Source organism: Burkholderia sp. BCC0405 (assembly GCF_902833075.1).
In the GTDB taxonomy this organism is placed as follows: Bacteria; Pseudomonadota; Gammaproteobacteria; order Burkholderiales; family Burkholderiaceae; genus Burkholderia.
The window spans coordinates 546,286-565,373 of the sequence record NZ_CADFEO010000001.1 but is presented as its reverse complement, the minus strand read 5'-3'; the positions used below and the strand labels follow the sequence as shown (position 1 = coordinate 565,373).

The 19,088-nt window shown below is 63.5% G+C and carries 17 protein-coding genes and 1 pseudogene; 14 read left to right on the top strand and 4 right to left on the bottom strand.

Going from position 1 to position 19,088, the window contains the following annotated elements; translation table 11 throughout:
• Positions 1-10 precede the first annotated feature (10 nt).
• Both HWX36_RS02540 and HWX36_RS02535 read left to right on the top strand, forming a co-directional pair.
• Positions 11-1,312 carry an MFS transporter gene (locus tag HWX36_RS02540; protein ID WP_208457786.1) on the top strand — a complete coding sequence of 434 codons (1,302 nt, stop codon included), beginning with the start codon at positions 11-13 and terminating at the stop codon, positions 1,310-1,312.
• Positions 1,313-1,471: 159 nt separating this feature from the next.
• A complete protein-coding gene (locus HWX36_RS02535) occupies positions 1,472-2,167 on the top strand; it encodes a GntR family transcriptional regulator (protein ID WP_175950701.1) in 696 nt (231 codons plus the stop codon).
• 433 nt (positions 2,168-2,600) lie between these two features.
• On the opposite strand, the gene HWX36_RS02530 is transcribed toward HWX36_RS02535, so the two are convergent.
• Complete coding sequence (locus HWX36_RS02530) at positions 2,601-2,753, bottom strand: hypothetical protein (RefSeq protein WP_175950700.1); 153 nt, start codon at positions 2,751-2,753, stop codon at positions 2,601-2,603.
• Between HWX36_RS02530 and HWX36_RS02525 the strand changes: the two genes are divergently transcribed.
• The 12 genes and pseudogenes from HWX36_RS02525 (at position 2,752) to HWX36_RS02470 (ending at position 15,790) form a co-directional block, all read left to right on the top strand.
• On the top strand, positions 2,752-4,731 hold the full coding sequence (locus HWX36_RS02525; RefSeq protein ID WP_175950698.1) for a hypothetical protein: 1,980 nt from the start codon (positions 2,752-2,754) through the stop codon (positions 4,729-4,731). The two genes, HWX36_RS02530 and HWX36_RS02525, sit on opposite strands and share 2 nt — an antisense overlap.
• 937 nt (positions 4,732-5,668) lie before the next feature.
• A pseudogene (locus HWX36_RS02520) lies at positions 5,669-6,401 on the top strand (Fic family protein).
• Positions 6,402-7,203: 802 nt separating this feature from the next.
• On the top strand, positions 7,204-7,458 hold the full coding sequence (locus tag HWX36_RS02515) for a LuxR C-terminal-related transcriptional regulator (protein WP_244136295.1): 255 nt from the start codon (positions 7,204-7,206) through the stop codon (positions 7,456-7,458).
• Between the two features lie 17 nt (positions 7,459-7,475).
• Complete coding sequence (locus tag HWX36_RS02510; protein ID WP_244136294.1) at positions 7,476-7,652, top strand: hypothetical protein; 177 nt, start codon at positions 7,476-7,478, stop codon at positions 7,650-7,652.
• Positions 7,653-7,850: 198 nt separating this feature from the next.
• The gene (locus HWX36_RS02505; protein ID WP_175950696.1) at positions 7,851-9,092 is read left to right on the top strand and encodes a hypothetical protein; all 1,242 of its coding nucleotides are present in this window, start codon (positions 7,851-7,853) and stop codon (positions 9,090-9,092) included.
• 162 nt (positions 9,093-9,254) lie between these two features.
• Complete coding sequence (locus HWX36_RS02500) at positions 9,255-10,958, top strand: S8 family serine peptidase (RefSeq protein ID WP_175950695.1); 1,704 nt, start codon at positions 9,255-9,257, stop codon at positions 10,956-10,958.
• A gap of 67 nt (positions 10,959-11,025) precedes the next feature.
• On the top strand, positions 11,026-11,685 hold the full coding sequence (locus HWX36_RS02495; protein WP_175950694.1) for a hypothetical protein: 660 nt from the start codon (positions 11,026-11,028) through the stop codon (positions 11,683-11,685).
• A gap of 34 nt (positions 11,686-11,719) precedes the next feature.
• On the top strand, positions 11,720-12,790 hold the full coding sequence (locus HWX36_RS02490) for a hypothetical protein (protein WP_244136293.1): 1,071 nt from the start codon (positions 11,720-11,722) through the stop codon (positions 12,788-12,790).
• Entirely contained in the window at positions 12,787-13,746 is a 960-nt protein-coding gene (locus HWX36_RS02485) for a DUF4239 domain-containing protein (protein WP_244136292.1), read from the top strand. The genes HWX36_RS02490 and HWX36_RS02485 overlap by 4 nt, the downstream gene beginning before the upstream one ends.
• Positions 13,733-14,275, top strand: coding sequence for a glycoside hydrolase family 19 protein (locus HWX36_RS02480; protein ID WP_175950693.1), 543 nt, complete (start codon positions 13,733-13,735; stop codon positions 14,273-14,275). Before HWX36_RS02485 ends, HWX36_RS02480 begins: the two co-directional genes overlap by 14 nt.
• On the top strand, positions 14,242-15,324 hold the full coding sequence (locus HWX36_RS02475) for a hypothetical protein (RefSeq protein WP_175950692.1): 1,083 nt from the start codon (positions 14,242-14,244) through the stop codon (positions 15,322-15,324). The genes HWX36_RS02480 and HWX36_RS02475 overlap by 34 nt, the downstream gene beginning before the upstream one ends.
• Before the next feature lie 253 nt (positions 15,325-15,577).
• A complete protein-coding gene (locus HWX36_RS02470; protein ID WP_175950691.1) occupies positions 15,578-15,790 on the top strand; it encodes a hypothetical protein in 213 nt (70 codons plus the stop codon).
• A 76-nt stretch (positions 15,791-15,866) separates the two neighbouring features.
• Here HWX36_RS02470 and HWX36_RS02465 read toward each other — a convergent pair whose 3' ends face one another.
• The 3 genes from HWX36_RS02465 to HWX36_RS02455 all read right to left on the bottom strand — a co-directional run bounded on the left by HWX36_RS02465 (position 15,867) and on the right by HWX36_RS02455 (position 19,058).
• Positions 15,867-16,292, bottom strand: a complete 426-nt coding sequence (locus tag HWX36_RS02465) for an NUDIX hydrolase (protein WP_175950689.1) — start codon at positions 16,290-16,292, stop codon at positions 15,867-15,869.
• A 278-nt stretch (positions 16,293-16,570) separates the two neighbouring features.
• Positions 16,571-17,959, bottom strand: coding sequence for a nucleobase:cation symporter-2 family protein (locus HWX36_RS02460; RefSeq protein ID WP_175950688.1), 1,389 nt, complete (start codon positions 17,957-17,959; stop codon positions 16,571-16,573).
• A gap of 142 nt (positions 17,960-18,101) precedes the next feature.
• The gene (locus HWX36_RS02455; RefSeq protein ID WP_175950687.1) at positions 18,102-19,058 is read right to left on the bottom strand and encodes a LysR family transcriptional regulator; all 957 of its coding nucleotides are present in this window, start codon (positions 19,056-19,058) and stop codon (positions 18,102-18,104) included.
• Positions 19,059-19,088 lie beyond the last annotated feature (30 nt).

Sequence of the window (19,088 nt, the reverse complement as noted above, 5' to 3'; positions counted from 1 at the left end):
GTGAATGTTTATGGCAACGTATTCAGAGATGACGCCGCAAGCCGCGGAGAAGGTGCGTAGATGGGCGCCGCGTCTGGTCGCTTTTGGTGAATTCATCGATGGTTACGACTTGCTTGTGATGGGCGCGGCGTTGCTGTTCATCGGTCCGCAGATGCACGTCACGGCAGCCGAGAAGGGGTGGTTGGCGGCGATTGCATTCATCGGCACCGCGCTCGGGTTGGTCGTATTCGGTGATCTTTCCGACCGGCTGGGCCGCAAGATCATCTTCATGGTCAATCTCGCTTTGTTCGTCGTCGCGTCGCTGCTGTCGGCGTTTGTCACCGATGTCTGGCAGTTGATGATTGCCCGCTTCGTCATCGGTATCGCCGTGGGCATGGACATTCCCACTTCGCACAGCTTTCTGGCGGAAATCGCACCGTCTGCCCGCAGAGGGCGCGTTGCTGGGTCGTTGCCCAATCTGATGTGGCTGGGCGGTGCGATCGCCAGCGTCCTGTTGGCACTTGCTCTCCAGCCCTTCGCCGGCGCCGATACCTGGCGATGGCTCTTCGGTTTGGCCGCACTGCCGGCACTCGCAGTTCTGATCGCGCGGCAGTTTCTGCCGGAATCTCCGCGCTGGCTGCGAGCGCATGGCAGGGCCGACGAGGCGCGAGCAATCTTCGCCGCACTTGGCTTGCCTGAGCCGACGGCCCCGGTAGTCGTCAAGCGCGAATACCGCAATCTCTTGACGGGGCGCGCCTTGTGGCGCCTCCTGGCAGTAACCGGCTTTTTTGCGCTGAACGGGTTTGCGGGGGCAGTGGCCACCATTGCCGGACCGATGGTACTGGCCAGCACGGGGTTGGGAACGAGTAGGGCGCTCGAGTTTGCGCTCGCCGGATTTTGCGTGGCGCTTGCGGCCGTCTTCCTCGGGTCGCTGATCATCGACAATGTCGATCGTCGCAAGATGGGGATCTATTCCTGTCTTGCCGTCTTCTGTGTGGGCATGTGCATGGCGTTCTTCGGACAGACCAATACGGTCGTTCTGCTCGTCACATTCGTTGCCTATTCGATGCTGACCTGGTTCGGACCTGGCGTGCTTTCGTGGGTATGGAGCTCCGAAGCGTTTCCGACCGAGCTACGCGCACTCGGCTCGGGGATCGCGCAGTGCGTCACGCGTCTCGCAATCGCGCTCAATCTGGTGCTCGCCCCGGTCTTGCTCCATAACTACGGACTGCGGGCGATCGCGCTCTATTCTTGTGGCTATCTCGGGTGTGCATTGATTGCGGTAGCGTCGCCGTTCCTGAACACCACCAATCGAGAACTGGAATCGGTCTGAACGCCGCTCAGAATCATCTCGTGGATCCTCCTTGTCCACATTCGCCCCCGCTTGCCGGGGGCGTTTTTTCTTCCGGTCTGCGTGATGTCTGCCTGCGATACACTACTTGGCGTTACTCAACGAGATGTCACCTGTCGCATAGGGCATAGAGGGTTTTCCATGGTTCAAATTCAAGACATCGAGCAGCGTATTCGCGACGACATCGTCGCCGGCGAGCTGCAGTTCGGCTCGCGGGTCACGATCGCTCAACTAGCGACACGCTACGAAGTGAGCCAGATGCCCATTCGCGAGGCGCTGCGCGCGCTGCATGGCGAGGGCCTGCTGATCATCGAGCCGAATCGCGGCGCGCGCATTCGCTCGCTCGATCGTCATTTCGTTGGCAACATTTTTGATCTGCGTTGTTCCCTGGAAATGCTGGTCGTGCGGCAGATGGTCAACCGTTGCACACCTCAGAATATCGACGATCTCGAGCGAATCGAAGAGCGGCTGGAGGCGCATATCGAAGCCGGGGATTTTCCTGCCGCGCTGAAGGCCAACCGGGAATTGCACGAACTGATGGGGGTGATCGCGCAAAACCCGGATGCGGTGACGTTGCTGAACCGGCACTGGCTGCTCATCGCAGCGCTTTGGCGCCGATTTGGGTACGGGCCGGAGCGCCTGACCGGCGTGGTGGACGATCATCGGCACCTGTTGGCGGCAATCCGCGCGCGAGATGTCGAGGCGGCGGTGATCCTCACCGGTGCCCATGTCGTCAAGGCAAAACAGGTATTGCTGGCCCGCATGCCGGAAGAACCTGCCCAAGAACCCGGTCGCGCCGGACGCAAGCGCGGCGCCACTTCAACCGTCCTCGCTTGACGCCTTTACGTCTCAGGAAGGTCGTTTGGGGGGCTGCCGCCCAACACCTTCTGGGACTCTCCCCCTTCTCCCAACGTCAACTTGTGATCAAAACGTGACGCCTTCTAAGCATATGATTGCCAGTTATTTGCCTTGATTTGTTAAATGTGATCAAGTATGGGGGTTTTCCGGATGGATACCCCTTGTTTGCCGGGGTGAAATGATCATGTGCTGGAACGAGCGGCCGGTGCGGACGCTATGATCCACGCGCATCGGTGTCGCAAGACACCGCGGTTCGAGCTCGACGCTAGCTTCCTCCGCATCACGAAGGCGGATCCGTCAAAACCGTAGGCCGGGATCGAGACGTGAATTCTCGATGCTTTACGTCATATATTTCGGAATCCAAATTTAATCCGTGTCTGCATCCCGATGATTCGACTTGGAAAATATCCGATCACGCGTTGCCGGGAAGCAATTCTTTCAAATTGGGAGTATCGAACGTGTTCATTCGTATGACAGCACTTTCCGTGGTCTGCGTGGCCGTATTGAGCGCTTGCAGCGGCGATGGCAGTTCGCCCGGCTCTGCATCGACGTCTGCTCGGAGCATGGCCAGCTCGTCGCCAACGGATCCGACGTATCTGCGTGATGAGCCGAGTAGCGATCAGAATCTTGGCGTAGTCCTGAAGCGAGTCGAACGACTCCTCACGACAGATCTGCCGAATGTCGCTCCCGACTCGACTGGCAATCTCGCGAATGCGACGACCGCGCTTCAGAATGCGCAGAGTGCGTTGCAAGCGGCATTGACCTATCGGAGCCTGTCGGAACCGCAATTTTCGGTGTCTCCGTTGTATGCGGTAGGCACGAACGTCTATGCGATCAAGAGTGAAGTCGACTCGCTGGCGCAGCAGCTAAGTTACGACAACGGAACGCTGTACAACGGGAACCGGACGGCTGCCGCTGCCCAGCTGCAGGTCGCCTCGGCGGCGTTGCAGAATCTCGTCACGCAAGCCGATGCCAACGCCTCCCGCACTCAACGATATGTCGATTGCAGCGCGGCTACCGCGGGTGACGGCTCGTCGAGCGCTCCTTATAACAGCATCACTCAGCTCAACCAAGTTCAACTGCAGCCGGGCGACGTCGTCAATTTCAGGCGTGGCGTCACTTGCCTCGGCATGTTCCAGCCACAAGGCTCTGGCACCGCGACGCAACCCATTACCGTTCGTGGATATGGCGGCGCAGCGGGGCGGCCGGTCATCAACGCGAATGGCGGGAACCAGGCCGTCTATCTCTACAACGTTCAATACTGGGAGTTGAACGATCTGGAGCTGATCGCTCCCGGCGACGGGACGACGCAGCGACGCGGCGTGTTCGTCAACCTGAATGACTTCGGCGCCGGCACAGGATACGTGCTGAACAATTTGTACATTCACGGTGTCAACGGTATCAATCAATTCCCGAGCCCGCAGACGTCGACGTCGCTGAACGGCAAGTGGATCAACGCGTCCGGCGGTATCGTGTTCCAGGTCGACGGCGTGACGACGCCCACGTACTTCCAGAACGTATTGATCCAGAACGATCTGATCGGCACGCCGCTCGGGACGAATGCGGACGCTCCCATCTACGATGTCGATCGGGAGGGGATCTACTTCTGGAGTAGCTGGAGAACGCGTCCTCAACTCGGATCTTGGTGGACGTCGATGCCGCACGCATCCGGCTTTGCGCCTCAGTTGAATCTGGTTATTCGCGACAATCTGATGCAGAACGTCGGAGGGGACGGGATCGTTCCGCAAATGGCGCAGAATGCGGTCGTCGAGAACAACATCCTGAGCGGGTTCCGGATTCGTTCGACTGACAACAACGCCGGGATCTGGACGTCGGACTCGGACGGTACGCTGCTCCAGTTCAACGACGCGAGCGGTGGCCATGGAACCGGCGACGGCATGGGTTACGACATCGATCACTCCACCAATGACGTGGTCGTCCAGTACAACTACAGCCACAACAATGACGGCGGGTTCGTACTGCTGTGCCAGGACGGTACGACTCAATATCGAGGGATCGTGCGGTACAACCTGAGTGTGGGTGACAAGACGCGAATCGTCGAAGACTGCGGCGGCACGTACGACAACTACCTTGTCTACAGCAATACGATTGTGTCGCTCGCGGGCGCCGGTGCGACGCTCTATGTGGGCAGCGGGATGCCGGGGCCGTCCGGACATGCAGTGACGCTGTCGAATAATGTCTTTGTCAATAACGGTCCTCACACAAATAACGTCGTGAAGGGCACGACGGTCGATTCGCTGACAGGAGTCACCTTCAATAACAACGTCTTCCAGAATTATGGGGATGCGTCGCAGTTGCCGGTGAATGCGACAAATGACGTAATCGGCAATGCGGCACTCGATTGCCGTTACCGCTTGGGGGCCGGGTCAATTGCATTGAACGCCGGTGCCGCGGTGACGTTGCCGACCGGAAGCACGGCGGCAACTGCGGTGTCGGACTACTATGGTCAAGGCCTGACCACGTCCGGTGCTCCGAACGCCGGAATGTGGGGCGGGGCTGCCCCGACGGGCACGTGCATTTGAGGCTTGTCGCGCACGGAGTTCTTTGCGGCTATTGAATCTCTGTGCGGTTTCAGGCTTGCTGCATTGCAAGCTCTGCGACCATTCTCAAGATCGAATGGTTGCAGATTGCTTTTTTATCCTTCGATGATCGTTTGGCCGCGGTTTGACCGAAGGACGGGAGTCGGGTGAGCGACAGCGCCTGCCGGTAATGTGATGATCCAGGAAGTGTGGAAATGACAGTGAAGTGGCGACCATTGATATCGAGGATATTTTGGGCTTGTGCCTTGCTTTGTTCGGCGGACGTTGTGTTTGCAACGTCGATGTCGTCACTACCGTCGTCCGCGACTCGCTTTGTGATCGGACCCGAGGCGGGCGATTTTCACTCTCATGCTGCTTTTCCGGGTATCCCGAGCGACATAGTCAAGGTGTCCGCGCGTGAGGGTGACGAAAGCCATCGACCACGGCCTTAATTTCTTTGCCATTCAGGTCAATTTCCCGAACCGGACCCGGGGAATGGCACAATTTCAGACCATTTCGTAACCGAAGTGGCACTGGCACAGGAAGCGACCATGAAAATCAGTGTCCATGGGATTGGTTAGGATTTTATTTTACATAATTAACACTCTCGTCGGACCGCATGCTAGCATCGTGGCGGCTTGTAGGGGGCGTCCCGAACGTACCCGAGCGCGTGAAGGCAACTTTTGGGGCATTTGGGCGGGAAACTGCTCGGCGTCCCTTTGCCATCAGGGCTTTGCGGCCGATATTGGATTGCCGCTGAGCCCAATATGGGTAGAATTGTGGGTGGGAGGCTATCTGCAACTGCGGGAGCCTTACCTGGCGGGTTTCCGCGAGCGGTGGTTGGCGTCTGCTGCCTTCCGCCAGTCGCCATTCCCGACGCGGAGCAAAATGGCGCGCATTGGTCGATTTTGGTGATTTCATGGATTCGTCCGTATCGCTTCTGCTGGAAGCCGTCGATGCCGACAAGGCAAAGCTGGACGCGGCGCGTCCGCTTCCGCCGCATACGCTGGCGTCATTGCGCGAAAAGCTGATGCTGGAGTGGACTTATCATTCGAATGCGATCGAAGGCAATACGCTGACCTTGCGGGAAACGAAGGTTGTGCTCAAGCATTACGGTCGGCGGAAAGTCGCTGCGCGAGCATTTCGAAGCCACCAATCATCGCGACGCGATTCTCTATGTCGAAGAAATCGTCGGCAAGCAGGAAATGCTGTCCGAATGGCAGATCCGGAATATTCACGGGCTGGTATTGAAGGGGATCGACGACGGCGAGGCCGGCAGGTATCGCCGGGAGAACGTCGTGATCGCAGGCGCAAGCACGACGCCACCGGATTTCCTGCATTTGCCGGCTGAAATGGCCGCGCTCATCGATTGGGACACGCAGGCGGGAGCGATGCATCCCGTGGCACGCGCCGCCGAACTGCATACGCGGTTCGTGAAGATCCATCCGTTTGTCGACGGCAATGGAAGAACGGGGCGGTTGCTGCTGAATTTCGAACTGATGAAGTCTGGCTATCCGCCCGCGGTCATTCGCAAGGAAGATCGGCTGGCTGACTACGATACGCTGGACGACGCGTGCACGACCGGCGACTACAGCGGCATTACGCGCCTGGTGGCCGAGTCGGTGCGGCGCTCGCTCGATGCCTACCTCGGCGTGCTTGGGTTGCGCCCGTAGGCGAGCCATTCCGAACGCCTGTCGGGACGGCCCGGTCACCGGGGCGTCCCGTCTCGACCGGTTCTTTGACTCCTGCTGCTTTCCGCCATGCGGCTTGATTGCGATCCGGCTTGCGTACGCGGGGCAATCGCGATCGCCCCTATCGAGAACACTTCGTTCACCGCGACTTCAACGCGCCGCACCTTGTCATGCAGTGTTCCCCGACGAGTCGCCGGATCTGACATCCACAACCGCCGGGGCCGGCTGCTTCGAATGCGATTCGACTCCCGTCACATTGGAATCGGGCCGGGATCCCGACTCAACAGACATCGATCAGGGGAAGATACCCCGTACCAACCGCGAACCGGATCGCTTTCAAACGTCAGATTCGATGTCGCAATTCTGTAATTCACGAATGGCAGTTTCTGTTTTGTTTTTAATTCAAGAAATAATAAACAAAAGCATGGATTCATCAATGAAATCGAAATTGAATGCATGTTCTGTTGACCAATTCAATCAGTGATATCAATCATCATGCGAAATCGAGCGGCGGGCGTATGATGCATCGTCCCGATCGCCCCGAATTCAAATAGTCGGCACAAGGCTGCCCCGTCCATCTCGCAGTCGAGAACAATCAAAAAAGTCGTTTTATAACGGGCGGCCCGGAGATAACAAAGCAGTCTCAAGCGCATCCACCTTTGCATGTCGCGTGCACGAAGGGAGGTGTCCGGTCGCCGGTGAGGTTGTCGTGAATATTCCAAGGAGACCGCCGCTCCCGTGACAAGGAAGGGGATGCCCTTTCAATTGTCGACGGGGATCCATCTTGAAACTTACCGCACGCGAGACAGTCGTGTTGGGCTTGATCGCGCAAGGCCTGACCGACCGTGAAATCGCGATTGAACTGGCCATTTCCGTATATACCGCGCGCAAGCATCGCGAAAATCTTCTCGATAAATTCGGCTTCAGGAAATCGGCGCAACTGACCATGCGCTATTTCATTCTCTTTCCTGACGTGCTCAAAAAAACAGTATCCAACGCCGTCCCGACCCGTTCTCGTCGCGCGAACGCGAGATCCTGAACCTGCTCGCGGCCGGCATGAGCGACAAGCAGGTCGCTCGCGCGCTCGGCATCAGCGACCAGACCGCCCGCAAGCATCGCGCGCATCTTCTCCGCAAGACCGCCTCGCCCAACATCTGTGCGCTTCTCCATACGGCCGTGTTTTCCGGCTGGCTCACCGACCCGTTTCCCGTTGCAAAGCCCGGCTCGCCGTAGCGGGACACATACCGCATTTGCCGTATGGAACCGGCAGGACCCGACTCGCAGAATCGACGTGCCGATTCGTCCGATGTTTCCACTGACCCATGCGTAGCGGGCCGATGGAGGCGTCGCCGGCCGGCATGTCGACGGCGCACGAGACGCAGGGTCTGCGACTCGTGTGCCGACAGTTTCCTCTTCATCAAGGACTCGAAAATGACTCATGTACACCATGCATTGCCGGGGGTACCGCTCGCTGTTTCGGGACACGTTCCGGCTTACGCGACGACGTTTGCGCAAGGGGAGTTGGCGCCGCAGGGCATCGGCGGCGCGGTCATCGGCACCGCTGCGCCGGTACTCGGCGAATTGCTCGGCCGGCTCGGCGGGCTGCTGCCGTTCGCGGCGCAACCGCAAGCGGCGTTCGCACCGCAAGGCGTGTTCGGCGACATCCTGAAGTCGGTCGCGCCTACTGTCGGTACGGTCGCCGGGCAACTGGGCGGGCTGCTGCCGTTCGCGGCCCAGCCCCAGGCGGCATTCGCGCCGCAAGGCATCGGCGGCGCGGTCATCGGCACTGCTGCGCCGGTACTCGGGGAATTGCTCGGCCGGCTCGGCGGGCTGCTGCCGTTCGCGGCGCAACCGCAAGCGGCGTTCGCGCCGCAAGGCGTGTTCGGCGACATCCTGAAGTCGGTCGCACCAACCGTCGGTACGGTTGCCGGGCAACTGGGCGGGCTGCTGCCGTTCGCGGTCCAGCCCCAGGCGGCATTCGCGCCGCAGGGCATCGGCGGCACCGTCATCGGTACCGCCGCCCCGGTGCTGGGCGAACTACTCGGCCGGCTCGGCGGGCTGCTGCCGTTCGCGGCGCAACCGCAAGCGGCGTTCGCGCCGCAAGGCGTGTTCGGCGACATCCTGAAGTCGGTCGCGCCAACCGTCGGTACGGTTGCCGGGCAACTGGGCGGGTTGCTGCCGTTCGCGGCGCAACCGCAAGCGGCGTTCGTGCCGCAAGGCGTGTTCGGCGACATCCTGAAGTCGGTCGCGCCAACCGTCGGTACGGTTGCCGGTCAACTGGGCGGGCTGCTGCCGTTCGCGGCCCAGCCCCAGGCGGCATTCGCGCCGCAAGGCATCGGCGGCGCGGTCATCGGCACTGCTGCGCCGGTACTCGGGGAATTGCTCGGCCGGCTCGGCGGGCTGCTGCCGTTCGCGGCGCAACCGCAAGCGGCGTTCGCACCGCAAGGCGTGTTCGGCGACATCCTGAAGTCGGTCGCGCCAACCGTCGGTACGGTTGCCGGTCAACTGGGCGGGTTGCTGCCGTTCGCGGCCCAGCCCCAGGCGGCATTCGCGCCGCAGGGCATCGGCGGCACCGTCATCGGTACCGCCGCCCCGGTGCTGGGCGAACTGCTCGGCCGGCTCGGCGGCCTGCTGCCGTTCTCCGTGATGCCCGCCCAGCCGGCATTCCACTGACCTGTCTCAACCATAGACCTGCGCCACCCTGCGGCCCCAGCGGGGGCGCACTCGACGGACGCCCGTTGCGCAACGATCCGATCGTATCGGGATGCGCGTCCGTCGCTTGCGACCGACTGACCCATGGCGTGCCTCGAGTGTCGCGCCGCGAAGGAGATTGCGATGGACAAGGACAAGAAGCCAACCGCCGCGAAGGCGGCAGCCCTGCCGGCGGACGATGTCGCCGCCGCACCGGAAGTCATGCCGCCCGATTCGGCCGGCGATGCGGTTCATGTGACGAGCGGCAAGCGCCAGTATCTGATTGCGCCTCGGCGCGGCGCGCTCGCTCGCCAGGCCGCGGTGACGCCGATGTCGGCACATGAACTCGACAATGCGGTCGGCCGGCTGCCCGGCGTCGAAGTCGTGCGTGTGATCAACAGCCACAAGAACGCGCAGATGATGTCCGCGCGGCCGGACGAAGCGACCGACACGTACGTCGTCAAGATGGACCCCGCGCATGCGCAACTGCTGCAGGCGACGGCGCCGCCGGAGATGATCGTCGAGGAGGACCATCCGCTCGGCTACGGGAAAAAGCCGGAACAGGATTCCGGCGCCGAGCTTCGTCCGCAGGCGGCAATCGCGTCGACGATCCTGCGCCCGGTAACGATCCGCGTGCTGGGTGCGGACGATCAACCCGAGCCTGGCGTTCCGGTGACGCTCGCGGGAGACGGGTTCCCGGTGAGCGGCACCACCGACGAGCGAGGCGAGACGACCCTGGCCGTCGCGCAGATGGCGCCCGGTCCGCTCCAGTCGCTGGCGGTGCGGCCGTCCCACACGTACTGGAACGTCTACCTGTCGGCGCCGCTGTTGTCGAGCGATCAGGCGAACGTGGTGCGGCTCACGCCGTTGTCCCAGCCGAACCCGAACGTTCCGCCGCGTGCTCCGCTCGGGTGGGGGCAGCGCCTGATGGGCCTCGATGAGCTTCCCGCCACGACGACGGGGCGAGGCGTGCGCGTCGCGATCGTGGATTCGGGGGCCGACACGTCGCATCCGCTGCTGAACCATATCGTGCGCGGCGCCGATCTGACCAACGATCAGAACCCGGATACCTGGAAGGACGACGTGATCGGCCACGGATCGCATTGCGCGGGTGTGATCGCCGCACGCATCAGTCCGCAGGCTGCCGACGCGCAGATGGCGATGCGCGGTTTCGTGCCCGACGCGGAGATCCATGTGCTGAAGATCTTCCCAGGTGGCCAGTTCAGTACGCTGATCCAGGCGCTTGACTATTGCATCGACCACGACATCGACGTTGTGAACCTGAGCCTCGGCGCGCCGCAGGCGTCGCTCGCCGTCGAGCAGAAGCTGATGGAAGCCGTGCAATCCGGCGTCGCATGCATCGTCGCGGCCGGCAATTCGGGCGGCCCGGTCCAGTACCCGGCGTCGTCGCCGTACGTGCTCGCGGTGTCGGCGCTGGGGCTGCATCGGGAATTGCCCGTCAACACGTGGGAGCAAACGCAAATCGTCGCGCAGGCTGCGACGGCTGACGGCCTCTTCTCGCCGACGTTCTCGTGCCACGGTCCGCAGATCGGCGTGTGCGGGCCGGGAGTGGGCGTCGTATCGACGGTGCCGGGCGCAGCGTTCAATGCCGAATCCGGCACGTCGATGGCTGCGCCGCACATCACGGGGCTCGCGGCGCTGCTGGTGAGCGATCCGCAGATCGCCGGCCATCTCGGGCCGCGCCGGCCGGAGCGCGTCGCCGCGCTGTTTCAGCTGATCCGGATGATCTGCACACCGATCGTGCAGTACGACGTCACGAATCGCTTCGGTGCGGGCCTGCCGCGCTTTCAGAACCTTCGCCAACTGTTGCAGCAAGCGGGCCGCTGACGGCTCGCGAGCCGCGCCGGCCGATTCCGTCGGCCGGCGCCCGTCGTCACACAAGGAGAAACGCATCATGTCGACCCTGCTGCGAATTACCCGGGCTGCCTGCGCCGCCAGCCTGATTCTGACCTGCGCCGGCGCGCACGCGCAGGACTGGACGCTGGCGCTGTCCTGGAAGCTGGGCGAGTGTGTCGGCGGCGATGGCGCCCAGACGTGCACGGCAGGCCAACTGCCGTCCGAGCGCCGGGCCGCGGACGGCACGCCGATCCGGATCACGGCGATCGGCCTGTATACGCCACGGCGCGACTGCGACACGACGCCGTTGCCGGACGGCACGCTGTCCGACGATGCAGCGCCATATATCGCGCCGGCGAGCGCCGACGCCTTCCAGCAGCACTGGAATCGCTACGGGAGCTGCACGGGATACGCGCCTGCCGGTTATGCCGCCGAGCTCGCCGCAATGGCGCGTGCGGTCGGCCGCACGAATCTCGGCCGCTACCTGGGGGAGCACGACAACAAGGTGGTACGGCTCGACGAGCTGAAGAACGCGCAACTGCACGATTTCTTTATCGGCGCGGACAAGTCTGTGCAGTTCCTGTGCACGTCCGAAGGACGGCTCGCGGAGGTGCGCTACCGGCTGCGCGACTGGTCCGACGTGTTCGTGTATCGCGACAAGGGCGGCATGCTCGTCGCGGCGCCGGGCGGCAATTGCGGCGACGAAGTGCGGCTGTAGCGCGCGTTGCCGGCCGATACGTTGGAGACCCGCCATGCGAACACATCGCTCGTGGTTCCGGACAACGGTGGACACATCGCCCGAAGCGGACGGCGCGAACACGGCTCCGTCGAAGCGCGACCTGGTCGGGCAGTTGCAGACCGAATGCAATGCGATGGCGCGCTACGCGCTGCAGCACGGAATTGCCGTCGCCCCTGATCTGATTGCGCAATTGTCGATGCTGATGGCCGCGGTGTCGCATGCCGCGGCCGACACCGCTGCGTACGATGCGGTGTCGGTGCATGGCGCATCGTACGCGCTCGCCGCGATTCATCGCCGGCTTGCCGTCGCGATCGCGCCGGCCACGCCGCAGGCCATCACGCTGCTTGACCGCGAACTGCGCGTCCGCTCGCGCTTCGCATGGCTCGGACCCGTGCCGCTGATTCGCGCGCTGACGCTTTCCGCCGCGACGTTCCTGGTCGCGGTGATCGCGACGTCGCTGTCGCCGGAAGTGTCGGCCGCGAACATCGATCAGGGGTTTCTCGATTCGCACGGCACCCGGCTGCTGTGGAACGCGCTGTTCCTGCTGTTCTGCGCGGGGCTCGGCGCGTCGTTTGCCACGCTGTTCCAGGCTCACCGCTACGTCGCGAATTCGACCTACGACCCGAAGTACGACGCGTCGTACGGCGCGCGGCTGATTCTCGGCGTGATCGCAGGCGTGATCCTCGTCGAGTTGCTGCCGCCTCACCTGTACGACGGCGGCAGCATGCGCAGCTTCGGCAAGCCGGCGCTTGCGATGCTCGGCGGTTTTTCTGCGACGGCCGTGCATCGGCTGCTGCACCGGCTCGTCGAGACGCTCGAGACGCTCGTGCGCGGCGATACGGCGGCTGCGGCGCAGGCGACGTTCGAAGCGCATCGCGCCCATGCGGCGACCGAGCGTGTGCAATGGCAAAGCGAACTCGCGGCGGACCTGCTGCGGCTTCAGCAATCGCTCGAGGCGGGGATGCCGGCTGATGCGGTCAGGCAGCGGCTCGCCGAATTCACGCGCGCGATGCTGTCGGCGGATGCGCCACCGGCAGGGCGTCGCGACGCCGCAAGCGCAAGCGCAAGCGCAAGCGGGGAATGACCATGCTCTTTCTCTACAACTGGCCATCGTGGCTGATGGGGGGCTGCGTCGTGATCGCAACCGTTGCGGCCGCGCTCGGCGGCTATGCGCTGTTCCGCCACATCTTTCCCGTCGACCTGCTGCCGGAACAGCGGGCGATGGCGATCACGATGGTGTCGGTCATCACGACGATCAACTCGCTGCTCGTCGCGTTTTCGGCGATCAGCGTGTGGGACGCATACAACGGTGCGGAGCGGACGGTCGATGCCGAAGCGACCGCGGCCGGCGAACTGTCGCGCGATCTCGCCGCGTTCGGCGACCCCGTCGCGGATGCCGCATCGGGCGCGCTGCGTGCCTATCTCGACGGTGTCGTCCGTTACGAGTGGCCGAAGATGCAGCAGCAGGCGAGTGCCGATGCGCAGGCGTCGGCCCGCTTCGATCGCTTGTTCGACGTGGCCAACCGGATCGAGCCGCGCAGCGAGCGGCAGCGCGTGCTCCTCGGTGAGGTGTTGGCACGCGTGAACGAGATGGCGAAGCATCGTGAACAGCGCCTGCTGACGCTCGACGTCGCGATGCCGGCCACGCTGTGGGGCGTGGTGGTGCTCGCGAGCGTCGTGTCGTTTCTGCTTCTCTACATCCTGCCGGGCACGCGCTTCAACATCGCGCTCGTCACGAGCTGGGCGCTCACGCTCGGACTCGCGTTTTTCTTCGTGCTTGCCGTCGACCGTCCGTTCGCGGGCGAAGTCAGTGTCAAGCCGGAGCCGCTGCGCGTGATCGTTGCCGCGATGGACGCGCAATCGCAGCGCGGCGGGGCGGCGGAATCGCACGACACGTCACCGTCGCCGCGCGATTCGCCGAGGACGCGCATCGACGGCGGAGCCGCGGCGACCGTTCCGACCGATTCATCACCGCCGGGCGCACTGGCTACCGTTCCACCCGCCCATACGCCACAAGGAGAAGACGATGACACTCGATGAATTCCAGGCTGCCGCCGCGATATCCGGCGCGCTCGCGCAACGCTGGCATCCGGCGCTTGCCGCCGCGATGGCCGAGTTCGGCATTTCGAATTCCGCGCGCATTGCGGCGTTCGTCGCGCAAACGGGCCACGAGACGCTCGGCTTCACGCTCACACGTGAACTGTGGGGGCCGACGGCCGCGCAGCGCGCCTATGAACCGCCGTCGGGCAAGGCTGCGGCGCTCGGTAACGTTCAGCCGGGCGACGGGCGGCGCTTCCTCGGACGCGGGCTCATTCAGATCACGGGGCGTGCGAACTATCGCGAATGCGGCAACGCACTCGGCGCCGATCTCGAGCGTGAGCCGGAGCGCCTTGAACAAGAATCGCTGGCCGCGCGTTCGGCAGCCTGGTGGTGGGAGCGGCACGGTTGCAACCTGATCGCCGACTCGGGCGATTTCACGTTGCTGACGAGACGTATCAACGGCGGTGTCAATGGACTCGAAGACCGGATGCGCCGATGGGCGATCGCGAAGAAGGTGATGTGCCTGTGAGCGTGCGGCATGCAGCGAAGACTGACCAACCAATGGAGGGATGCATCATGAAAACGCGAGTCTGGGGTGAATTCGTCTCGAAACGGGGTGCGCTGATTGCGGTCGCGATTGCTGTCGGCACCATGGCAGGGTACGCATCGGCGGAAATCGAATGCCGGCCCGTCGCCGTGAAAGTGGGGCGCGAGTTGAACTCGACATGGGGGAAACGGCTGCATCATCTGCAAAGCAGCGGCGATGTCGACAATACGGTCAACTCGCTGTGCAGCCCCGATTGGACCCATGCCGACGATTACTGGCTGTATGGCAACTATTACCCGCTCCACGACAACCCGGTTACGCGGCAGCGAGACGGCGCCGATCTCTTCGTCAAATCAAGGCCGAATCAGCCCGAATTGACCCGATACCTTTGCAAGGACACCGGCTCGAACGGCGCGACACCGTATGAGAAGGCGAAGCCGGTCGGCGTATTCGCTTATGAAACCGTGAAGACGAAGGAGTCGCGGAAGAAGGTAGCCGACGTCGCCCGGCAAGTTGAATTGCATGTGTTGTGCGTAGCCGGGAACGCGCGAGGACAGGGGTTGGGAATCCAGGTCCTCAATGAGGCCGTGCGGCACATGACCGAGGGTGTCGGTGACGACAAGAAAGTTCGCCTGCAACTCACGTCGCATGCGAAGGCACACGGTTTCTACGACGGGCTCGACATGACGTGCCGCGACGAAGGAGAGGGCGGAGCCACCGCGCATGTCTACGAGCGCACACTCAAGCACGGCGAGCGTATCGAAAGGCGGAGTTCGATCTATTACATGGATTTGAATGACGGCGGGCAATGCAGACGGGTCACGTTCGGCTGCGGAAGTCGACGCAACTATGGTGACCTGCGAAAACTGGCGTTCGACTCACAAGCGAGTTACGACAACGCAGTCGACCATGGGCACGAAAGCGGGGTATTTTTCATTGGGAACTGGGCGGACGACTACGGGTGCAACGCCGAATCGCAGCCAATCAGTTATGACGAGGTGATTCAGCAAGTGGGCGGGCGCGGCCAATGACACGCTGGATGCGGCTGTATTGCCGAGAGACAGGTCGCATTCGGCAAGCAGCCGCCCGCATCGAGTACCGTCATGCAGCCGCCGGCATCGTGTTGCGCGATCCGAACGGTACCTCGCGGTCGAGATCGGAAAATCTTGATCGGGAAAAGCACTGAAACGCAGTAAATTTTTCCGGGCTATAGTGGAATCACTGAAGGTAGACGCGGCTTCCCTTGCGGATACCGTTCAGGTAATGACTGTAGACGGGTGCTGTATGAAAGATAAAATCGAAAAGACCGCCGGACCGATCTGGGGCGTGGCTGCAGGATTGCTTCTTGCTGTCGCGGGATTGAGTCTCGGCATTTTCCCGAAGTCCCTGCAAGGCTCGGGAAGCGCGAACGACTTCATGGCGTCCGGTGTTGCGATGCTGGGCATTTTCCTGGTCGTCTATTCCACGCACGAGTTGCGAAGAAGGCGCTCGCACTGAGCGCTCACGCGCCGCTGATTCACGCACGACGATCCGGGCCGCCCGCCGGCTCATCACTGCGCTCGTCCGTCACGCACTACGCCTTGCTGATTTCGTGCTGATAAACGAGTTCGACGATTCGCTTCGTCGGAATGCTGGTGCGCAACCCGTCGACACTGTCGATCGGAAACCACTTGCATTTCGCGATCTCGTTGTTCGCTTGCGGCGTATGGTCCGGGCCGACTTCCGCGAAGAACACGTGATGGATCTTGGCGAGCCCGGTGAACTGCATCGAGTAGACGAGAGGCTGGCCGGTCATCCCGGTTTCTTCGCGCAACTCGCGATGTGCGGCTTCGAGCGGCGTTTCCCCGCGCTTGATCGTGCCGCCGGGAAGGGCCCAACGCGATGCCGCGCGGGCGACGAGCAGGACCTGTTCGCCGCGGTGGCAGACGATGGTCGCGCGTTCCTTGACCGGAGCGGCGCTCGCTTCGGCGGCGGTATTGGGTGCGGGGATTCGGGGCATGGTGCGATTCTACCCAGCACAGATTGATCGGCCAAGGCAGCCTGACCGGGTTTGACGTTTGATCTCAGTCGACACGCGGCCGATGGTCCAGGGACACGTCGAAAGTGCAGGGTGGGGTGCGGGACACATGGCGTGTACCGGCCCGGCCGGGCGCCCTTGCGAAGGTTGGGGGATGCAGCGCCGCATCGCGGCGATGCGTTACGATCGCCGGACCGTCCGTGCGCGCATTCTCTGCGAGCAAGCGCCGCACGGAGCCCGACGTCGTGCGATTCATCCGGTTACTTCTTTTCCGGCAGGAACCAGTTCATCACGAGCGCGCAGATGCCGCCCGTCGCGACACCCGATTCCAGCACGTTCTTCAGCGCGTGCGGCAGGCTGTTGAGGATGTCCGGCACCTGCGACACGCCGAGGCCGAGCGCGAGCGACACCGCGATGATCAGCAGCGCGCGACGATCGAGATGGACGCCTGCGAGGATGTTGATGCCCGAGGCGGCCACCGCGCCGAACATCACCATCGCCGCACCGCCGAGCACGGGCTCCGGCACGGCCTGCAGCACGCCGGCGACGACCGGGAACAGGCCGAGCACCACGAGCATCCCCGCGATCCAGATGCCGACGTAGCGGCTGGCGACGCCGGTGATCTGGATCACGCCGTTGTTCTGCGCGAACACCGAGCTCGGGAACGTGTTGAACACGCCGGCCAGCAGCGAGTTCGCGCCGTTCACGAGCACGCCGCCCTTGATCCGTTGCATCCACACCGGGCCTTCGACCGGCTCGTTCGAGATCTTGCTGGTAGCCGTGACGTCGCCGATCGCTTCGAGCGACGTGACGAGGTAGATGATCAGCATCGGCACGAACAGCGACCACGAGAAGCCGATGCCGAAGTGCAGCGGCGTCGGAACCTGGAACAGCGCGGCCTGGTGCATGCCGGTGAAGTCGAGGCGGCCGAGGAACGCGGCCGCGAGATAGCCGATGATGAGCGCGATGACGAGCGCGGTGCTGCGCACCCACACGATCGGCACGCGGTTCAGCAGGATGATCGTGCCGAGCACGAGGCCGGACAGCGTCAGGTTCTCCGCGCTCGCGAACGTGCCCTTGGCCATCGCGCCATAGCCGCCGCCCATGCTGATGAGGCCGACCTTGATCAGCGTGAGGCCGATCAGCAGCACGACGATGCCGGTGACGAGCGGCGTGATCAGGCGCTTCACGAACGGCAGGATGCGCGACACGCCCATCTCGACGAACGATCCGGCAATCACGACGCCGAAGATCGCGGCCATCACGGTCTCGACGGGTGTGCCTTGCTTGACCATCAGGCTGCCGCCGGCGATCAGCGGGCCGACGAAGTTGAAGCTGGTGCCCTGGACGATCAGCAGGCCGGCGCCCAGCGGGCCGAAGCGCTTGCACTGGACGAAGGTGGCGATGCCGGAAATCACGAGCGACATCGACACGATCAGGGTCGTATCGCGGCTGGACACGCCGAGCGCCTGGCAGATCAGCAGGCCGGGCGTGACGATCGGCACGATGATCGCCAGCAGGTGCTGCAGCGCGGCGACGAAGGCGACCATCGGCGCCGGCCGGTCGTTCGGGCCGTAGACGAGGTCGCGGGCCGAATCGGCGGCGTCGGCGCCGTGGGCGGCGGGTTGGGCGGGGGAGGCGGGATGCATGGCGAGCGGGCCGGACAAGGTGGAAAGTGCGGCATTTTAGCCGAACGGCCCGCCGCCGCCGCTGCGATAGCGGGGATTCGGCGGATCGGGAAAACGGTGGCGGATCGGCGCCCGGGCCGGCCGTGGCCGCGGCGCCCGTCGGTCAGCGGGCCTGCCGCGATGCGGGCGCAGTCGGGATGTCGGTCGGGGCGGTGGTCGCATGGAACCCGGGCAGCGCCGGAATCCGCCGCTCCATGAACTGCAGGAACGTGCGGGTCCGAAGCGGCAGATACCGGCGCGACGCGTACACGAGGTGCAGCGCGTGCGGCGGCACCATGTCCCATTTCGGCAGCAACCGCACGAGTTGCCCGCCGTCGATCAGGTCCTGGACGAGCCACGCGGGCCCGCTGCCCACCGCGTTGCCTGCCAGGAAGCATGCCCGCAGGGCCATCGAGCTGTTCACGCGATACCGGCCACGCACCGGAACGACGGCTTGCTCGTCGCCGCGGGCGAAGGTCAGTTCGTTGCCGATGTCCGCACGCGCGTAGCCGACATATTCGTGCCGCGCCAGGTCTTCCGGCCGGCGGAGCGTCGGCGCCCGCGCCACGTACCCCGGCGTGGCGACCAGCAGGCGCGGCGATGACGCGATGTGGCGGGCCACGGCATCCGGCGGCAGCAGGTGGCCGAGGCGAATGGCGACATCGACGCCTTCTTCGACCAGGTCGATCACGCGGTCGGTCAATTGCAGCTCGACCTCGATCTCCGGCCACGCGGCGAGGAATTCGAGCACGAGCGCGTTCAGTCTCAGCTCGCCCAGCCCCAGCGGCGCATTGACGACCAGCTTGCCGACCGGCCGCACCGTTTGCCCGCGCACCTCGGCCACCGCGCTTGCGTATTCGTCGATCACGCGCTTGCAGCGATCGTAGAACCGGCGGCCTTCGTCGGTGGGCGCGAGGCTCGTGGTCGAGCGTTCCAGGAGACGAACGCCCAGTTCCCGTTCGAACGCGGCGACGATCTTGCTGATCGTCGGCTGGCTGGTGCCTTCCTCGCGCGCGACCGCCGAGAAATTGCCGAGCTCGATCGCGCGGACGAACACGCGCATGGATCGCAGCGAATCCATCTTATTCCTTTATGGCATGAACCTTATTCA